The sequence below is a fragment of the Streptomyces sp. NPDC002896 genome (genome assembly GCF_040295225.1).
GTDB lineage: Bacteria > Actinomycetota > Actinomycetes > Streptomycetales > Streptomycetaceae > Streptomyces.
The window spans coordinates 383,012-401,323 of the sequence record NZ_JBEOVA010000006.1 but is presented as its reverse complement, the minus strand read 5'-3'; the positions used below and the strand labels follow the sequence as shown (position 1 = coordinate 401,323).

General features: G+C 70.9%; 16 protein-coding genes. 12 read left to right on the top strand and 4 right to left on the bottom strand.

The features are described 5' to 3' along the window. The first annotated feature begins 25 nt into the window (after positions 1-25). The 5 genes from ABT009_RS13410 to ABT009_RS13390 all read left to right on the top strand — a co-directional run bounded on the left by ABT009_RS13410 (position 26) and on the right by ABT009_RS13390 (position 5,053). Positions 26-1,030: a FecCD family ABC transporter permease gene (locus ABT009_RS13410; RefSeq protein WP_351292809.1), complete on the top strand. Its 1,005-nt coding sequence runs from the start codon at positions 26-28 to the stop codon at positions 1,028-1,030. Then, positions 1,027-2,091, top strand: a complete 1,065-nt coding sequence (locus ABT009_RS13405) for a FecCD family ABC transporter permease (RefSeq protein WP_351292807.1) — start codon at positions 1,027-1,029, stop codon at positions 2,089-2,091. Before ABT009_RS13410 ends, ABT009_RS13405 begins: the two co-directional genes overlap by 4 nt. Continuing rightward, entirely contained in the window at positions 2,088-2,936 is an 849-nt protein-coding gene (locus tag ABT009_RS13400; RefSeq protein ID WP_351292805.1) for an ABC transporter ATP-binding protein, read from the top strand. The genes ABT009_RS13405 and ABT009_RS13400 overlap by 4 nt, the downstream gene beginning before the upstream one ends. A gap of 161 nt (positions 2,937-3,097) precedes the next feature. Next, on the top strand, positions 3,098-4,144 hold the full coding sequence (locus tag ABT009_RS13395; RefSeq protein WP_351292803.1) for an ABC transporter substrate-binding protein: 1,047 nt from the start codon (positions 3,098-3,100) through the stop codon (positions 4,142-4,144). Between the two features lie 129 nt (positions 4,145-4,273). Further along, entirely contained in the window at positions 4,274-5,053 is a 780-nt protein-coding gene (locus ABT009_RS13390) for an exodeoxyribonuclease III (protein ID WP_351292801.1), read from the top strand. A 146-nt stretch (positions 5,054-5,199) separates the two neighbouring features. Here ABT009_RS13390 and ABT009_RS13385 read toward each other — a convergent pair whose 3' ends face one another. Further along, a complete protein-coding gene (locus ABT009_RS13385) occupies positions 5,200-6,960 on the bottom strand; it encodes an SGNH/GDSL hydrolase family protein (protein WP_351292990.1) in 1,761 nt (586 codons plus the stop codon). A gap of 190 nt (positions 6,961-7,150) precedes the next feature. Between ABT009_RS13385 and ABT009_RS13380 the strand changes: the two genes are divergently transcribed. The 5 genes from ABT009_RS13380 to ABT009_RS13360 all read left to right on the top strand — a co-directional run bounded on the left by ABT009_RS13380 (position 7,151) and on the right by ABT009_RS13360 (position 11,069). Continuing rightward, positions 7,151-7,597 (top strand): DUF6278 family protein, encoded by a 447-nt coding sequence (locus ABT009_RS13380; protein WP_351292799.1) that lies wholly within the window; start codon positions 7,151-7,153, stop codon positions 7,595-7,597. A 225-nt stretch (positions 7,598-7,822) separates the two neighbouring features. Next, the gene (locus ABT009_RS13375; RefSeq protein ID WP_351292988.1) at positions 7,823-8,566 is read left to right on the top strand and encodes an amino acid ABC transporter ATP-binding protein; all 744 of its coding nucleotides are present in this window, start codon (positions 7,823-7,825) and stop codon (positions 8,564-8,566) included. Positions 8,567-8,582: 16 nt separating this feature from the next. Beyond that, the gene (locus ABT009_RS13370) at positions 8,583-9,509 is read left to right on the top strand and encodes a glutamate ABC transporter substrate-binding protein (protein ID WP_351292798.1); all 927 of its coding nucleotides are present in this window, start codon (positions 8,583-8,585) and stop codon (positions 9,507-9,509) included. 10 nt (positions 9,510-9,519) lie between these two features. Next, positions 9,520-10,164 (top strand): amino acid ABC transporter permease, encoded by a 645-nt coding sequence (locus ABT009_RS13365; RefSeq protein WP_351292796.1) that lies wholly within the window; start codon positions 9,520-9,522, stop codon positions 10,162-10,164. Positions 10,165-10,169: 5 nt separating this feature from the next. Continuing rightward, entirely contained in the window at positions 10,170-11,069 is a 900-nt protein-coding gene (locus tag ABT009_RS13360; protein WP_502989870.1) for an amino acid ABC transporter permease, read from the top strand. A 60-nt stretch (positions 11,070-11,129) separates the two neighbouring features. Here the strand turns inward: ABT009_RS13360 and ABT009_RS13355 are convergent, their stop codons facing one another. Together ABT009_RS13355 and ABT009_RS13350 are read right to left on the bottom strand one after the other, a co-directional pair. Then, positions 11,130-12,737, bottom strand: a complete 1,608-nt coding sequence (locus tag ABT009_RS13355; RefSeq protein ID WP_351292792.1) for an alpha/beta fold hydrolase — start codon at positions 12,735-12,737, stop codon at positions 11,130-11,132. A 143-nt stretch (positions 12,738-12,880) separates the two neighbouring features. Then, on the bottom strand, positions 12,881-13,639 hold the full coding sequence (locus tag ABT009_RS13350) for a hypothetical protein (protein WP_351292790.1): 759 nt from the start codon (positions 13,637-13,639) through the stop codon (positions 12,881-12,883). A 110-nt stretch (positions 13,640-13,749) separates the two neighbouring features. Between ABT009_RS13350 and ggt the strand changes: the two genes are divergently transcribed. Further along, positions 13,750-15,552, top strand: a complete 1,803-nt coding sequence (gene ggt / locus ABT009_RS13345) for a gamma-glutamyltransferase (RefSeq protein ID WP_351292788.1) — start codon at positions 13,750-13,752, stop codon at positions 15,550-15,552. A gap of 93 nt (positions 15,553-15,645) precedes the next feature. Here the strand turns inward: ggt and ABT009_RS13340 are convergent, their stop codons facing one another. Then, the gene (locus tag ABT009_RS13340; RefSeq protein WP_351292786.1) at positions 15,646-16,167 is read right to left on the bottom strand and encodes a GNAT family N-acetyltransferase; all 522 of its coding nucleotides are present in this window, start codon (positions 16,165-16,167) and stop codon (positions 15,646-15,648) included. Positions 16,168-16,364: 197 nt separating this feature from the next. Between ABT009_RS13340 and ABT009_RS13335 the strand changes: the two genes are divergently transcribed. Then, the gene (locus ABT009_RS13335; RefSeq protein ID WP_502989860.1) at positions 16,365-18,257 is read left to right on the top strand and encodes a hypothetical protein; all 1,893 of its coding nucleotides are present in this window, start codon (positions 16,365-16,367) and stop codon (positions 18,255-18,257) included. Positions 18,258-18,312 lie beyond the last annotated feature (55 nt).

Genomic DNA, 18,312 nt, shown 5'->3' with positions numbered 1-18,312 from the left:
TAACTAACTTCGAGAGAGCGAGCGCATGTCCCGACCGACCTCGCGCCGCATCGGCTGGCTGGTCGTGGGCACGTTGCTGCTGCTCCTCGCCGTGCTGCTCAGCCTTGCGGTCGGGAGCCGTGCCATTGCCCCGGGCGAGGTGGTGCGCGCCTTGCTGAGCGGTGGTACTGACGACAGCGCCCAGGTCGTACGCGCCCTGCGGGTGCCGCGGACGATTGTCGGCGTGCTGGTCGGGGTCGCGCTGGCCGTGGCCGGCACGGTGATGCAGGGCATCACACGCAACCCGATCGCCGAGCCCGGAATCCTGGGCGTCAGTCAGGGCGCGTCGCTGGGCGTGGTCTGCGCGATCGCCTTCGCGGGCGTGCACACCCTGAGCGGCTACGTGTGGTTCGCCTTCGTGGGCGCCGGAATCGCGGCGGTGACCGCCTATGTGATCGCCGGCAGCGGGCGCGGCGGGGCCACCCCGGTGAAGCTCGCGCTGGCCGGTGCCGCGATGAACGCCCTGCTGGCCTCGCTGGTTTCGGCCATCGTCACCACCAACGCCCGCGCGCTGGACGAGTTCCGTTTCTGGCAGGTCGGGTCGGTCAGCGGGCGGGATGCCGAAATCGTCGGCCAGGTCCTGCCGTTCCTCATCGCCGGACTTCTGCTCGTCGCCGCGATGGCGCGCGGCCTGGACGCGATGGCGCTGGGGGAGGACGTGGCCAAGAGCCTCGGCCACAATGTCGGATTGCTGCGGGTTCTCGGAGCCCTCGGGGCGACGGTCCTCACCGGCGTCGCGGTCGCCGCCGCCGGGCCCATCGCCTTCACGGGCCTGGCCGTCCCCCACATCGCACGGGCGCTGGTGGGCACCGGTCACCGCTGGGTGCTGCCCTTGGCCGCGCTGCTCGGACCGGTGATGATCCTGGTCGCGGACGTACTGGGCCGTATCGTCTTCCCGCCGTCGGAGGTGCCCGTGGCTGTCATGACCGCACTGCTCGGCGTGCCGTTCCTGGTCGCCCTGGTACGGCGCAAGGCGGTGGTGGCGGCGTGACGCGGGTCGCCGATCCGGTCCGTCCGGCCGGTTACGCAGTGCTGCGTGCCGGACAGGCCAGCTTTCTGCTGCACCGGCGCGGGAGCGTGGTCACGGCTGCGGTCGGCGTGCTGCTGGCGGCGGCAGTGGTGGCGTATCTGTGCGTCGGGCAGTCCTTCGTCTCCCCTGCGGAGGTCGTCCGCGTGCTGCTCGGGCAACCGAGCCCGGACGAACTCGTCGTGGGCACGTTGCGCATGCCCCGCCTGACCGTCGGTCTGCTGGTCGGGGCCGCGTTCGGCGTGGCCGGCGCCCTCGTACAGACAGTGGCGCGCAATCCGCTGGCCAGCCCCGACGTCATCGGCGTGACCCATGGCGCGGGCGCGGCGACGGTCGCAGCGATGACCTTCGGCGTCACGTCGTTCACCGCGCTGCCGTATGTCTCCGTCGGCGGTGGCCTGGCCGCCGCACTGCTGGTCTACGTCTTCGCCTGGCGGCGCGGCCTGCACGCGTCCCGCTTCGTGCTCATCGGGATCGGTTTCTCGATCGCTCTCGGCTCGCTGACCCAGCTGTTCCTGACCAAGGGCGACTACTTGGTAGCCCAGCAGGCGAAGGTGTGGCTCACCGGCTCGCTCAACGGCCGCGGATACGACCAGGCGGCGCCTGTCGCGGCGATCCTGCTTGTCGCCGTGCCGTTCGTGGTGTGGGCGGCCCGGGCCCAGCGCGACGTGTCGTTCGACGACGACACGGCGACCGCCCTCGGCGTCCGGCTCGGCAGGGTCCGCCTCGGCCTGGTCGGGCTCGGCGTCGTCCTCGCGTCCGTGGCGACCGCCACCGCGGGCCCGGTCGACTTCGTGGCGCTGCTCGCCCCGCAGATCGCCCGCCGGCTCACGCGCACCGCCCAGATCCCGCTGCTCTGCTCGGCGTTGACGGGCGCGCTGATCATGGTCGTGGCGGACATGCTGGCCCGCGTTCTGTTCTCGCCGACCGAGCTGCCGGTGGGCGTGCTCACCGCGGCCGTGGGCGCGCCGTATCTGATGTGGCTGATCGCCCGCACCTCTAGCCGTTTCGGAGGCACCGCGTGACCGACAACCGTCTTACGGCCCGGGGGCTCACCCTCGCGTACGAGGACCGCATCGTCGTCGACGGCCTCGATCTGGAGATACCGGACGGGCAGGTCACGGTCATCGTCGGCCCCAACGCCTGCGGCAAGTCCACCGTCCTGCGGGCGCTGGGACGGCTGCTCAAGCCACAGCGCGGCGCGGTCCTGCTCGACGGCACCGAGCTGTCGCGTATTCCTTCGAAGAAGATCGCCCAGGCAGTCGGACTGCTGCCGCAGACCCCGGTGCCGCCGGAAGGCATCACGGTCGCGGACCTGGTCTCGCGCGGACGGCAGCCGCACCAGCGATGGTGGCGGCAGTGGTCGGGGGACGACGAGAAAGCCGTCACCGAGGCCATGGAGCGCACCGGGACGAGCAGCTTGGCCGACCGGCTGGTCGACGAGCTGTCCGGCGGTCAGCGTCAGCGGGTCTGGATCGCCATGGCCCTCGCCCAGGACACCGACCTGCTGCTGCTCGACGAGCCGACCACCTACCTCGACATCGCCCACCAGGTGGAGGTGCTGAACGTGGTCCGGCAGCTCAACCGCGAGCGCGGGAGGACCGTCGTCGCCGTCCTGCACGACCTCAACCAGGCCGCACGGTACGCCGACCACCTGGTCGCCATGAAGGCCGGCCGGATCGTCGCACAGGGCTCCCCCGGCGACGTCGTCACAGCGGATCTCGTGCAGGAGGTCTTCGGGCTCGAGTCGGTCGTCGTATCGGACCCGGTGACGGGTGGTCCTCTGGTTGTGCCGGGCGCCCTGTGGCAGCCGGTCGGTGACGGCGGCGAGGCGGGGCCTGCCGACGAGTTGGCTTCCACACGTCCGTAACGGGCGAGTTGACGACCGCACGTCCGTGATGGACGAGTTGATCCCCGCACGTCCGTGACCGGAAGCACATGCTGGGGGCTTGCCGCATACACACAGGGAAGACATAGGTTAGGCTCACCTAAGAATCTCTTGGGTGATTCACAGCAACACAGGAGCCCTGTATGTCTCTTCGGCGCCGCGGCACTGCCGCCGTCGCTCTCGTCGTCGCCGCCACACTGTCCCTCGCGGCGTGCGGCGGTTCGTCCGGGTCCGGTGAGGGCTCGGCGAAGGCCACGGCGGGAGCCGGCGACAAGAAGGGCGTCGCCCAGGGCGGCGAGGACTTCGCCGACGCCGCCAAGAAGACCGCTGAGATGGGCACCGACGCGGGGCCCGGCGAGTGGCCGCGCACCATCACCCACGCCATGGGCGAGACCGAGATCAAGTCCCAGCCCAAGCGCGTCGTCGTCCTGGACGTCGGCGAGCTCGACAACGTCGTGTCGCTCGGCATCAAGCCGGTCGGCCTCGCGCCCACCGAGGGCTCGCCGGAACTGCCCTCGTACCTGAAGAAGGACGCGGGCAAGCCCGCGAACGTCGGCACCATCAACAACCTGAACCTCGAGGCCATCGCCGCGCTCAAGCCCGACCTCATCCTGGGCAGCCAGCTGCGCGCCGCCGACAAGTACGACGAGCTGAAGCAGATCGCGCCGACCGTCTTCTCCCTCCGCCCCGGCTTCACGTGGAAGGAGAACTACCTCCTGAACGCGGCAGCGCTCGACAAGACCGCCGAGGCCAAGACGCAGCTCGCCGCCTACGACAAGAAGGTGGAGGCGCTGAGCGACAAGCTCGGAGCCGACAAGCCGACCGTCTCGATGGTCCGCTATCTGCCCGACGGCGTGATCCGCCTCTACGCCAACGCCTCGTTCATCGGCACGATCCTCAAGGACGCCGGCATCCCGCGCCCGAAGAACCAGGACATCGAGGACCTCGCCGCCGAGGTGAGCGCCGAGAACATCGACCAGGCCGACGCCGACTACGTCTTCACCGGTGTCTACGGCGACCCGAAGGCCACCGACAAGTCCAAGGCCCAGGGCAACCCGCTGTGGAAGAACCTCAAGGCTGTCAAGGCCGGCCACGCCTACGACGTCCCGGACGAGACCTGGTACCTCGGCCTCGGCGTCACGGCTGCGAACGAGGTCGTCGGGGACCTGGAGAAGTACCTCACCAAGTAACCAGGCAGCCCGGTGACGGCGGCGGGCGCGCCACCGGCGCGGGTCGCCGCAGGGCCTACGACCCGACTGAGCGGCCGCTCACCCATGTGGCCCGACCGTTTGTCGTACCCGGCAGGTAGTTTGTACGGCATGCGCATCGCCACCTGGAACGTGAACTCGATCACCGCCCGCCTCCCGAGGCTGCTCGCCTGGCTGGAGAGCAGCGGGACGGACGTGCTGTGCCTCCAGGAGGCCAAGACGACCGCCGAGGGATTCCCGGTCGAGCAGCTCCGCGAGCTCGGCTACGAATCGGCGGTGCACGCCACCGGCCGGTGGAACGGCGTGGCGGTGATCTCCCGGGTCGGCATCGAGGACGTGGTCAGGGGCCTGCCGGGCGACCCCGGGTACGACGGCGCGGAGGAGCCCCGCGCCATCTCCGCGACGTGCGGCCCGGCCCGCGTCTGGTCGGTGTACGTGCCGAACGGCCGCGAGGTCGACCACCCGCACTACGCCTACAAGCTTCAGTGGATCGAGGCCCTCAAGGCGGCGGTCGCGGGCGACGCGGGGGGCAGCCGTCCGTTCGCCGTGATGGGCGACTACAACATCGCGCCCACCGACGGCGACGTGTGGGACCCCACCTTCTTCGAGGGCCTCACGCACGTCACCCCTGCCGAGCGGGCGGCCCTCACGTCCCTGCGGGAGGCCGGGCTTTCGGACGTGGTGCCGCGGCCTCTCAAGTACGAGCAGCCGTTCACGTACTGGGACTACCGGCAGTTGTGCTTCCCCAAGAACCGGGGGATGCGGATCGATCTGGTCTACGGGAACGAGGCGTTCGCCAAGGCGGTGTCGGATGCGTACGTGGATCGGGAGGAGCGGAAGGGGAAGGGGGCGTCGGATCACGCGCCCGTTGTGGTGGACCTCGACGTGTGAATTCCCCCACCCCGGGCTGAGTATTTCAGCCTGTCCGGCGCTTGAGGACGAGCCCGAAGGGCGATTTCGGGGGTCTGGGGGCGGAGCCCCCAGTTTCGGGAAGGGGCGGGATCGGGGAAAGCCCAGCGCAGCGCCCCACCCCACCCCTACGGCACCAGCACCCCGAGATCCACCGACGCCGCAATCGCCTCCAACCCCGCATCCCCCGGATGCAGATGATCCCCGCTGTCATAAGCGGCCAGCATCCGCGCCGGCTCCGCCGGATCCCGCAAGACCGCGTCAAAGTCCAGCACCGCGTCAAAGTCCCCACCGCTGTCCCGGATATACGCATTGACGGCCACCCGAGCCGCATCCGCAGAAGCGGTGCACAGCGCCTCCCCCTGACAGGGCGTGATCGTCGCGCCCACCACCCGCAGCCCCTGCGCCCGCGCCCGCTCGGCGATCTCCCGCAACCCGCCGATCACCTGCTCAGCCGAAGCCCCCCACCGGACGTCGTTGACCCCCTGGAAGACCACCACCGTCCGCACCGAGGTCTGGGCGAGGACGTCGCGGTCGAGCCGGTGCAGGGCGCTGACGCCGCCGGTGTCGGTGGAGACGCCGTCGCCGGGGTAGCGGTCGGTGACCACACGGTTCGCCGAGATGCCCTGGTTGAGGACCCCGTACCGAGGGACGGCGCTCTGGTTGAGCAGCCGGGTGGCCAGCACATTGGGCCACCGGCGGTTCGCGTCCTGCGTGGACCGCACCCCGTCGGTGATCGAGTCGCCGAGCAGCACCACGGACCCCGGCCCGCCGCCCACGTCGATGCCGGTCAGCAGCGGCCAGGTGGTGATCGTCGAGGTGTACGCGGCGGGGGAGCCGTCCGCCGCGTGGTCGCCCGGCGCGCTCACGTACGACCGCTGGATGGCCTGGCTGTGCAGGGGCGCTGCCGTCACCGTGCCGGGCAGATGGAAGCTCACCAGCAGGTTGGTGTCGGCGGGCACGTCGAAGTCCAGCGGGTCGCTGAACGCCTGGGCGCCCGCCGGGATCTCGGTCCCGGCGGCGCCCCGGAACGACAGCGCCACGGGCTCCCCGCGGGCTCCCGCGCCCGCGTCCTGTACCGCCACGGTCGCACTGCCGATGCGTACGGGCGCGGCCGCGAAGGTGTTCTCGAGCCGGATCCGCACGCGCGGCCCGCCCGTGCTGGTGTGCACGACGAGCCGTACCGTCCGGTCCGTCCAGGGCCCCACGGCCGCGTAACCGGCGGTGGACGCCGACCAACTGCCGGACCATCCCGCGGTCGTCGCCCGCACGGAGAGCGCGAAGACGTGCAGGTCGGGCCCGTTGTCCCGGGGCAGCTCCACGGAGGCGACGGTACGCCCGTGGACGACGGGCACCGTCACCACGTACAGCCGTGCCTTTTCGGCGAGTTGGCCGCCGGGGGTGTTGATGTGCGGCAGGGCCACGGACTTCGTGGCCAGGGGGCCGGTGCGCCAGTCCGGTGCGGTCAGCCGGTAGGTGCTGTGCGAGCCGTCCTGGTACCGGACCGTTCCGGTGCCCCGCGCCTCGCCGCCCGTTCCGGCGACCAGGAAGGCCAGGGCGTCGCCGCGCCCGCGCAGCCGTACGGACTGGCCGTCGGCACGTACGTTGTCCGGCTGGCCAGGGGCCGTGCGCGGCCAGGTCAGCCGGGCGCCGTCCACCGCCAGGGAGCGCCCGGGGGTCCACCCGGCGGCCGTGAGGTCCTGGGCCGACAGCGAGCCGCCCGAGCCGTCGAAGTCAGCGTCGCCGCGGCGTGCGTCGTCGCTGACCGCCCTGTTGTCGAAGAGCCGCTCCAGGGGGAGCGGCTCGGCTCTGCCGCCGGGCGCGGCCTCGGCGGACGCCACCGGCACCACTGTGGCGAGAAGAGCGAGTAACGCGGCCGGACCCCACATACGTCGGCGCACGACCGACTCCTCCCGCTCGGGAACCAAGTGACAGGTGTGCCATGAAGCTATGGAGGCGACAGGGACGCGTCAATGAGTCAGACCAGAACACCATCCGAACTCCCGCCGAACTCCGCCCGAACGGGCAGCCCAGCGCGCCTGTGGTGCGGGGGCGGGGGCCGGTGTCAGTCTGGGTGGTATGAACATCCCTTTCCTGGACATCTGGCGCAAGCGGCAGTCGACTGAGACGGAACGGAGCAACGTGCTCGCGGCCGCGTTCGAGGCGGACCCCGAGGGCGTCGGCGCGCTCCTGTCCGAGTGCGAGCTGCTGCGTTCCCAGGCGGGGGAGACGGGCCTGGAACTCGACGACTCCGCCGCCTCGTTGGAGGCGCTCGACCAACTGCTGCCGCGCTGGCGCGACGACCCCGAGATGCTGCCGTGGCTCGGCAACGACGCCGGCCTCTACCTCGGCACGGTCATCGTGCGCACCGTGCCGGGCGCGAGGTGGCACGTCTGGCCCGGCGGCCACCCCGTGGTGCGGCTCGCCTCGGGCCGGGAGATCCACGTCGTCGAGTCCGGGCTCGACTGGGCGGTGAACGGCGCGCCCCAGCTCTCCCAGGTGTACGCGGAGGCGTCCGAGGGCTGACTGAGGGCCCGGCCGGGGAGCGGGTGACCAGCCCCGAGCGGCCCCAATTGAGCCCCAAGCGGGCTCCAATCGAGCCCTGAGCTGGCCCCATCAGGGCTTGTCGCCCGAGAAATACCTTTTATTCAAGTAAGCGCGTGTCATGCGTTAAATCCCATATTGCGGTGGATAGTTTGCGCGAACCGAGACCGCTGAGAGTGGGTAGAGCTGGGCATGGCCGTTGATCCATTGGCCGTCGATCCTTTGATCGAACTGCGTGATGTGAACAAGTACTACGGGACGTTGCATGTCCTGCAGGACATCAACCTCACCGTCGGCAAAGGGGAGGTGGTGGTGGTCATCGGCCCCTCGGGGTCGGGCAAGTCGACGCTGTGCCGCACGATCAACCGGCTCGAGACGATCGAGTCGGGCAGCATCCACCTCGACGGGCAGCCGCTCCCCGAGGAGGGCAAGGCCCTCGCGAAGCTCCGCGCCGAGGTGGGCATGGTCTTCCAGTCCTTCAACCTCTTCGCGCACAAGACCGTCCTGCAGAACATCTCCCTCGCGCAGACCAAGGTCCGCAAGCGCAAGAGGGACGAGGCCGACCAGCACTCCCGCGAACTCCTCGACCGCGTCGGCCTGGCCGCGCACGCCGCGAAGTACCCCGCACAGCTCTCCGGTGGCCAGCAGCAGCGCGTGGCCATCGCCCGCGCCCTCGCCATGAATCCCAAGGCGCTGCTCTTCGACGAGCCGACCTCGGCGCTCGACCCGGAGATGATCAACGAGGTCCTGGAGGTCATGCAGCAGCTCGCCCGGGACGGGATGACGATGGTCGTCGTCACCCACGAGATGGGATTCGCGCGCAACGCCGCCAACCGCGTCGTGTTCATGGCCGACGGCCGCATCATCGAGGACCGCGCCCCCCATGACTTCTTCACCAACCCGGAGAGCACCCGCGCCAAGGACTTCCTCTCCAAGATCCTCAAGCACTGAGGCGGGGGACGGAACCATGACGCGTACGACACGTGTGTGCCGCGCCCTCGCCCTGCTGGTGGTCGCGGCCTTCACCGCCCTCGCCGCCGTCGGCTGCGGCAAGGAGGGCAGCCCGCCGGCGAAGGGCCCCGCGCAGGACAAACTGCCCACGTTCGAGGTGAACAAGGACTTCGAGCTGCCCGAATCGCCGACCTGGAGGCGGGCCAAGGAACGCGGCTACTTCATCGTCGGCGCCAAGGAGGACCAGCCGTACCTCGGCGAGAAGGACCCGGCGACCGGCGAGTACACCGGCTTCGACATCGAGATCGCCAAGATGGTCTCGGCCTACCTCGGGCTCGACCCGAACAGGATCCAGTTCAAGACGATCGCCTCCGCGAACCGCGAAACGGCCCTGCAGAACGGCCAGATCGACTACTACGTCGGCACCTACACCATCAACGACAACCGCAAGAAGCTCGTCGGGTTCGCCGGCCCGTACTACATGGCGGGTCAGAGCCTGCTGGTGCGCGCCGACGAGAACGACATCAAGGGTCCGCAGGACCTCGCCGGCAAGCGCGTCTGCTCCGCCAGCGGCTCGACCCCGTACCAGCGGATCCAGGAGAAGTACCCGGAGGCGATCCTCGTCGCGTACGACACGTACTCGGTCTGCGTCGACAATCTGCTCACCTACCAGGTCGACGCCGTCACCACCGACGACGCGATCCTCATCGGCTTCGCGGCCAAGCTGCCGGAGGAGCTGAAGGTCGTCGGGAAGCCGTTCTCCGAGGAGCCCTACGGCATCGGCGTGCCGCGCCACGACAACGCGCTGCGCAACGCGATCAACGACGCGCTGGAGGCCGGTGTGAAGAACGGCGACTGGAAGAAGGCGTACGAGGCGACGCTCGGCCTGTCCGGCGTCCCGGCGCCCACGCCGCCGCCGATCGACCGCTACCCGGCGAGCTGAGGGAGGCCCCGTGAACGTACTGATCGACAACTTCTCCGTGTACGGTGAGGGGTTCCTCGGCACCGTCGAACTCACCGTGTACTCCTCGGTCCTGGCCCTCGTCCTCGGCTTCGTCATGGCGTCGTTCCGCGTGGCGCCCGTCGGATCCCTCCGGGTCTTCGGCACGGTGTGGGTGACGGTGCTGCGCAACACCCCGCTCACGCTGCTCTTCTTCGCCGTACTGCTCGGCCTGCCGCGGTTCGGAATCGTGCTGCCGTTCCAGGTCTTCGCGGTCCTCGCCCTCGGCTGCTACACCTCCGCCTTCATCTGCGAGGCGCTGCGCGCCGGCATCAACACCGTGCCCCGGGGGCAGGGGGAGGCGGCCCGCAGCCTGGGCATGACGTTCCGCCAGACCCTGTCCACCGTCGTGCTGCCGCAGGCCTTCCGCACCGTCATCCCGCCCGTCGGCTCCACACTCATCGCGCTCGCCAAGAACTCCGCGATCGCGGGCGCCTTCAGCGTCACCGAACTCCTCGGCACCTACAAGATCCTCAGCGAACGCGGCTACAACATCATCTGGACCTTCGTCTGGATCGCCGTCGGATACCTGATCATCACCCTCACCATCAGCGCGATCTTCAACGTGCTGGAGAAGCGCTATGGAGTCGCCCGATGAGCCCCATGGCCCGTACCGCCACGGCCGCCGCATCCGCCTCCGCCCTCTACGACGTCCCCGGCCCCAAGACCCGCAAGCGGCACCTCGTCTACGGTCTCCTCGCGACACTCGTCATCATCGGGCTCATCGCGTGGCTGCTGTACCTGCTCTTCGACACCGGCCAGTTCACCTACACCAAGTGGATGCCGTTCGAGTACGAGGGCATCCAGGAGCTCCTGCTGCGGGGCCTCGGCAACACGCTCAAGGCGTTCGCGATCGCCGCGGTGCTCTCGCTCGCGCTCGGCGGCGTCCTGGCGGTCGGCAGGCTGTCCGACCACGCGCCGGTGCGCTGGGTGGCCACGCTGATCGTCGAGTTCTTCCGCGCCATGCCCGTACTGGTGATGATCTTCTTCATCTTCGTGGCGCTGAAGGTGCAGCCGCTGCCCGCCCTCGTCGCCGGACTGACGCTCTACAACGGCTCGGTGCTGGCCGAGGTCTTCCGCTCCGGCGTCAACTCCGTGGACCGCGGGCAGCGCGAGGCGGCGTACGCGCTCGGCATGCGGAAAACGCAGGTCATGGGGTACGTCCTCGTCCCCCAGGCCGTGCGCGCCATGCTGCCCGCCATCATCAGCCAGCTGGTGGTGGCCCTGAAGGACACCTCACTCGGCTTCCTCATCACCTACGAGGAGTTCCTCCACGCCGGGAAGCTGATCGCGTCGAACCTCGACTACGACCTGCCGTTCATCCCCGTGGTGATGGTGATCTCGCCGATCTACATCGGGATGTGCATGCTGCTCTCCTGGTTCGCCACATGGGTGGCGAAGGCGGAGCGGCGCAGCCTCAAGACCGAGGCGGTCGAGGTCGCTCCCGCGGAACCGGGGACGCTGCTGCCGGGGGCGGGTCCCCCCACGGCACCCAAGCCGTAGGGGGAGCCATGGGGGGAGTGCAAGCCCGCACGGCCGTGCCTGCCCGGCGGCAGCCGAAGATCACTGCTCGCGCAGCGGTACCGACACATACGACGGGTCGGCCGCGGGCGAGGAGAAGGTCAGCTGCGCGCCGGTCGGGTTGTGCTCGATGTAGAGCGGGTCGACCGTGTCCACGACCAGGGCGAGCCGGTGCCCCGCCGGGACGTCGTAGGCCGTGGAGAACAACTCCAGGTCGACGGCGAACGGCTTCCCGGGCGTCTGCCCGTGGAAGGTGTACGGCGCGTTGCTGACCAGCTTGCCGAGGCCGAGCGGCCCCACGTCGTAGAGATACGCGACGAGGGTGCCGCTCTCCTTGGTGCCGGTGACCGTCGTGTGCAGTTTCGTCGTCCCGCGGATCTGCTGCGCCGTGCCGTACTTCTCTGACTGCCACACCGCGGCGTAGCGGCGCGGCAGCAGCGGGACGGACGCGACCGGCGGGACCTGCACGAACTGGTCGAGGGCGTTGGAGAGCATCAGGATGCCGCCGTTCGCGCCCGAGTCGACGTTGGTGTGGATGGTGGTGGTGCCCGCCAGGGCGATTTTCTTGCGGGTCGGGCCGACCGACTTCCAGTCCGGATAGCCCTCGTAGCCGCCGGTGGAGCGGGACTTGATCTGTACGGGCTGCTCGCGGTCGATGCCGTTGTCGGCACCCTTGAGGTAGTGGTCCAGCCAGCGGGTGGTGTCGGTCCACACGTCGTTGGGCAGGCCGAGGAGGCCCGTCGCCTCGGCCGTGGCGTGGTCGCCGGGCCGGAGCTCGAGGCGCTTCGGACCGGTCAGCTTCTCGTAGAACGAGGCGTACTGGTTGGGCGGGAAGATGGTGTCGCCCCAGGCGTTGGCCAGCATGATCGCGGCGCCGTTGGCGTTGATGCGGTCGACGTAGGCGGCCGGGGAGCGCTTCTTGCCCCACGCGATGATCTCCTGCTCCTTGGCCAGGTCGGAGCCGAAGAAGTCCGCCATGATCTGCTGCAGTTCGGGGCTCGGGCGGCCCGTGAGATACGCCGTGCCGCCGAGCATCGCGGCGGCCTGGAGGTGCTGGGTGCGTCCGCTGTAGATCGAGTCGATCAGATCGCCCCAGCCGCTGAGCGCCGCGACCGCCTTGATGCGCTTGTCGTGCGCGGCGGCGAGCAGGCTGATGCCCGCCCCGTACGAGACGCCTGCCATGCCGACCTTGTCCGGGTCCGCGGGGGTGTTCGCCAGCGCCCAGTCGATCACCTTGGAGGCGTCGGCGATGTCGGCCGGGCCCGCGACCTCGACGTAGCCGCCGGACTGCCAGAAGCCGCGGGAGTTGTAAGTGACCACGACGTAGCCCGAGTCGGCGAGCTTCTGCGCCTGCGCGAGGTATTCGACCTGCGGCGTGGCCCAGCTGGTCGGGAGCACGACGACCGGGAATCTGCGGGTGCCGTCGGCGGCTGCGGCGGGCGTCACGACGTTGGCCTTGAGCACGGTGCCGCCGTCGCCGGTGATGTCGACGAACCGGATGCCGGAGGCGGACGCGGTGTCGGCTGCCGCTGCCTGCACGGCCGGAGCCGCCTGTGCGGCGGGGGCGAGGCCGAGCGCGGCGCCGGCGACCAGAGTCGCGGAGACGGCGCCGACACCAGTCGTACGCAGGGCCTTGCGCGGGTGTCCCATCAGTCACTCTCCTGACTCGTGCCAGCAAAAAGTGACCTGACGGTAACCGTGTCGGCTTACCGGGGGTAACCCGTCGGTAAGTTACGTGGGAGTAACGATTGTTGTGCGAGGGCCTGTGCGGGGGCCGCGTGCAACCGGCCTGCTCACGAGGCGCGATGGGAGGTGCGGGGCGCGGACGTCACCGGTGCCGGGGCCTGCGCGGCCCGCGTGACGTCGGCGACCAGCTCCACCACGTCCGGGCCGTACGCCTGCGAGTTGACGACCTTCAGCAGCAGCACGAACGAGCCGCTGCCGTGCTTGCGCGCCAGCCGCTCGTGGGTGCGCGCGAGATAGCGGGTGGCGGCCTGGTTGGTGATCGCGCGCTGACCGCAGAAGAGGAAGACGGGTCTCGCCCCGCGGCTCTGTCCCGCGGTGAGCCGGGCGAGGATCACGTACTCGGCTTTGCCGGGCTCCGCCCGGTAGCGCTCGCTGCCTATCTGGAAGGAGCCGCGGTCCGGTCCGGGTTCGGCGTCGGTGTTCACGAGGACGCCCGGCAGCAGCGACTGGAGGTGGGCCGCCATGCGGCGATTCGACGGCGGCGCCCCCACGCAGAACTCAGTGCGCTCCCCGAACCCTTGCTGGGCGGCATCGTGCGCGACTACCTGCGCGTGCGCGCCGCAGTCCTTGATCAGTGCGGAGAGTTCCAGGAGCGCGAACACGTCGTGCCGCATCACGGTCAGCTCCGGACCGCCCGCCTCCCGGTTGACCACCAGCAGGGACTCGGAATTGGCGGGCAGCCCGAAGAACGCCTGCTTGCGGCGGAGCTTTCGCCTCCATAGATACGTACGGGCGAGCCAGCCCAGCGCGGCGCTGATACCGGCCGCCACCACGCCGAGGACGATGTTGCGCACGTCGTCAGTCATGGGCGCGCATGGTAGCGGTCGCGCGGACCCGTGTTCGAGTTCAAGGTGGTCCTGACGGGAGCATGGCAGTGAAGTTACGCTGCGTGGACCGGTGTCGACTGGAGGTACGGATGCGTCGCCCTGTTGCGCGGAGCCTGTCGTTCGTGGCCGTTACGGCGGCCGTGGTGTCGCTCGGGGCGGCCGCGCCACCCTCCTCGGACGCGGCGTCTCCGCCCGAGAGGACACCCGTCGCTGTCGGGTACGGCGGCGCGGTCGCCAGCGTCGACCCGGACGCCTCCGCGGCCGGCATCGAGGTCCTGAGGAACGGCGGCAACGCGGTCGACGCGGCGGTCGCCACCGCGGCGGCCCTCGGCGTCACCGAGCCCTACTCGTCGGGCATCGGCGGAGGCGGCTACTTCGTCTACTACGACGCGAAATCCCGTACCGTCCAGACCATCGACGGACGCGAGACGGCGCCGCTGACCGCCGACTCGGGGTTGTTCCTCGAGAACGGCCAGCCGATCGCCTTCGCCGACGCGGTCACCAGCGGACTCAGCGTCGGCACGCCCGGCACTCCCGCGACCTGGCAGTCCGCGCTCGACGCGTGGGGCAGCCGGTCACTGGGCTCCCTGCTGAAACCGGCGGAGCGGCTGGCCCGCGACGGCTTCACCGTCGACGCCACCTTCCGCTCGCAGACCGAGTCCAACAAGGCCCGCTTCGAGGACTTCCCGGACACGGAGAAGTTGTTCCTGCCGGGCGGCGAGCTGCCGGTGGTCGGCTCGACCTTCAAGAATCCCGATCTGGCCACCACCTACGCCGAGCTGGGGCGCAAGGGCGTCGGCGCGCTGTACCGCGGCGACCTGGCGAAGGACATCGTGCGTACGGTGAACGATCCGCCTGTGGACCCGTCCTCGGGATGGGTGGCCCGGCCCGGTGACCTCTCGCTGAAGGACCTCGCGGCCTACCGCGCCAAGCGGCAGGCGCCGACGAAGACCTCGTACCGCGGCCTCGACGTGTACTCCATGGCACCCTCGTCCTCCGGCGGCACGACGGTCGGCGAGGCGCTCAACATCCTCGAGAAGACCGACCTCTCGAAGGCGAGCGAGGTCCAGTACCTCCACCGATACATCGAGGCCAGCCGGATCGCCTTCGCGGACCGCGGCCGCTGGGTCGGCGACCCCGCCTTCGAGGACGTCCCGACGAAGGAACTGCTGTCGCAGAAGTACGCCGACTCGCGCGCCTGCCTCATCAAGGACGACGCCGTGCTGACCAGCCCGCTCGCACCGGGCGACCCGCGCAACCCGGCCGCCTGCGCGACCGGCGACAAGGCCGCCCCGACGACGTACGAGGGCGAGAACACCACACACCTCACGGTCGCCGACAAGTGGGGCAACGTCGTCTCGTACACCCTCACCATCGAGCAGACCGGCGGCAGCGGCATCACCGTGCCGGGCCGCGGCTTCCTGCTCAACAACGAGCTGACCGACTTCTCCTTCGCACCCGCGAGCCCGGACGTCCACGATCCGAACCTGCCGGGCCCCGGCAAGCGGCCCCGCTCGTCGATGTCCCCGACGATCGTCCTCGACCAGCACGGCAAGCCGGTGGTGGCCCTCGGTTCGCCGGGCGGCGCGACCATCATCACGACCGTGCTGCAGACGCTGACGGGCTTCCTCGACCGGGGTCTGCCGCTGGTCGACGCCATCGCGGCCCCCCGCGCCAGCCAGCGCAACCAGACGACCACGGAACTCGAACCGGGCCTGTGGAACAGCCCCCTGAAGGCGGAACTGGAGTCCATCGGCCACGGCTTCCGCCAGAACCCGGAGATCGGCGCGGCCACCGGAGTCCAGCGCCTCAAGGACGGCCGCTGGCTCGCGGCAGCCGAGACGGTACGGCGGGGCGGGGGCTCGGCGATGGTGGTGCGGCCGGCGTCGTAGCGAGCGTCGGCCTGCCGCGCGTGGCGTCGTATCGCGCTGCGTGCGGTGGCCGACCGGCGCGAGAGGGGCCCGGCCGCCGTGAGGGCGGGGCCGTCAGGCCGCGCGGCGGCTGACCGTGGCCGCGGGCCAGGTGTACTCGATCTCGTCGAGTGCGAACCCCGCGGCCATGTGCAGCGTCCGCTCGGCGGTGCGCAGGCCGCCCTGGCGCTCGTAGAAGGCGATCGCACGGTCGTTGCCGCGCAGCACCTCGAGGTAGACGTCCCGGCCGGGGTGCTCGGCCGCTGCCCAGGCGAAGCCGCGGCGCAGCAAGCGGTGGCCGATGCCGGTACCGACATGGCCGGGCCGGGCGTGCAGATTGTCGACATGCACGCGACTGTCCACCGCGGTGTCGAGGTGGATGAAGCCGAGCAGCTCGTCCTCCTCCTCTGCGAGCAGAAGGCGGCGGTGGGCGGTCGGTGCGGCCGTCCGCTGCCGCCACTTTGCGAGGTGCTCCTCGCGCAGCGGCCCCTCGAGGTATTCGGCGGGCATGAGCCCGGCATACGCACTGCGCCAGCTGGCCGTGTGCAGCTCTGCGATCCGGTCCGCGTCGGCGGGTGTGCCGTGTCTGAAGCGCATGCCGCAGGCTAGCGCGCCAGGAGGAAACGCGGACTGGGCCCACGTCGCGGGCGCGAGCCGAGGCCGCCGCACAGCCGCGTACCCGGCCGCGCAGAGAGCTTTGCGGCTCCACCGCAAACTGCTCGTAGCGCGCCTGTAACACGGCGGGTGTTTCCTGGCGGACCGGAAGATTCCAGTCTGAAAACGGGCGGACTTCGATGACAGTGGAACAACTCCCGGATCAAGTTCGGGAGTTCGCGGCCTATCTGAGAAGGCTCGTGACGCAGCTCGATCAGGACTCCGGTTGGTGCGGCGTTTTCTGGCAGCGCGACCCCGATGGGATGCATGCCTGCCTGGACGGCCGAGAGGTGCCGCCCTGGGATGTCGTGGAGTCCCTGATTCAGGATCTCGCCGCGGAGCGCGGCAACTGGATGGCCGGGCCGGAGACCGTGCAGGCTCGCAGCCTGCATGCCGCGTCGCTGGCCGCATACGACGCCAGGCCCGGCGGCCGTGAGGCGCTCGGCGACCGGCTCGACGTCATGCTCAGGGAGCAGCGGTACGCCGCCGAGCGCCAGGCGGAACTGGGCAGACTGCTGCGCGACGCCACCTCGCCGGACGAGGGCGAGGCCCTCCGCCTCGACCTGGCCTGGGCCAGTGACGACCAGGAGCGCGCGACCGCGCGCTGCGCGGAACTCCGCTCCCGCATCGCCACGGTGGACCGCCTTTGGACCGGCGCGGAATCCTTCACGCCGGACGGTCAGGTGCAGGGGCCGGCGCGACCGGCGGCGCCGGACGACACCTCGGCCCGGCAACACCCCGCCGCGCCGGAGAGCTCCGCGGGCCCCGCGCGGCCGGGTGCGGGCCACTCCGTCGCGGCAGGCCGCAGCATCGTCCCCGACGACTGGTTCCGCCCGGAGGACGAGGAGCGCCCGCGCAGCGGGCCGTCGGCGGCCGGGCAAGCGCAGCGCCATGACGGACCGGCCCGCCCGTCGGAGGGCGCCCACGGGTCGGGCGCGCCGGACCGTGCGGCGTCCGGCGGGTACGGCCCCGGTCCCGTCCGTGACGGGTCCGCGTCCGCTGGGGGATATGGCCCCAGACCAGCCGGGGGCGGGTCCGCGTCCGCCGGTGGTTACGGCCCTGGTGCTGCCGGGGGTGGATCGGCGTCCGCCGGTGGCTACGGCCCCGGCGCTGCCGGGGGCGGATCCGCATCCCCCGGTGGGTACGCTCCCGCGGCCACTGGGAACGATCCTGCGTCTGCGGGGGCCCATCGTCCCGGTGGCACCGGCACCGGCACCGCTCCCCAACCCGCGAACCGCTCATCCGAGACCGTGCAAGCCGACAACGGCGGCAAGGCCGATGCCCGGAATGCCGAGCCCCGCAAAGCCGAGACCCGCACCAAGCGCCGGCGCGGCAGCGCCCGGTTCGCCGGGATGGAGGCCGAGCCGGACACCGCCGCCGGGCCCGCCATACCCCTCCCTGCGATGCCCGCTCCGGCGGCGACCGGTGGCACACCCCGCGGCGCCCGGTTCGCCGGAGCCGCCCAGGAGGACTCCCGGCAGGCGCAGGCCCAGCCGCTCGACGCCGAGGTGCGCCGGGCCGTCTCGGGCGCCGTCGAGAGCCTGGTGCGGCTGCGGGCGGAGGGCCGCAGCGGCGAGGCCCACGCCGTGCTCGTCGAGGCCGCGTACTGGCCGGCCGCCCACTTCCCGCTGCTCGCCGCCGAGCTGCACCACGCCGGACTCGGCGCCGACTGGGCCACGCTGCTGTGGGAGACCGCGTCACTGCCGCCCGACCGGCTCGTCGCCGCGGCCGACGCCCTGTCCGCCGCGGGCCGCACATCGGACAGCGACCAGATCCTGCGCCAGGGCGTGGTACGGCCCGCGCGGGAGATCGGCGGCGCCGTCGTCGTGCTCGTCGACGAGGGCCGCCACCGCGAGGCCCGCGTCCTGCTCGACGCGTACGTCCGGGTCCGCACCCCTGAGGAGGCCGCCCGCAGCGCCCAGAGCGACCCGGGGCTGCTGGTGCCGCTGCTCCTGGACGCGGCCCGGGGAGTGTCCGACGAGCGGCACTGGGACCTCGTACACGCACTCCGGGTGGCCGGACTGAGCGCGTGAGCGCGTAAGCACGCACGCGTTCGGGCACGCGCACAGGGATCGGCCTCGCGCCCGC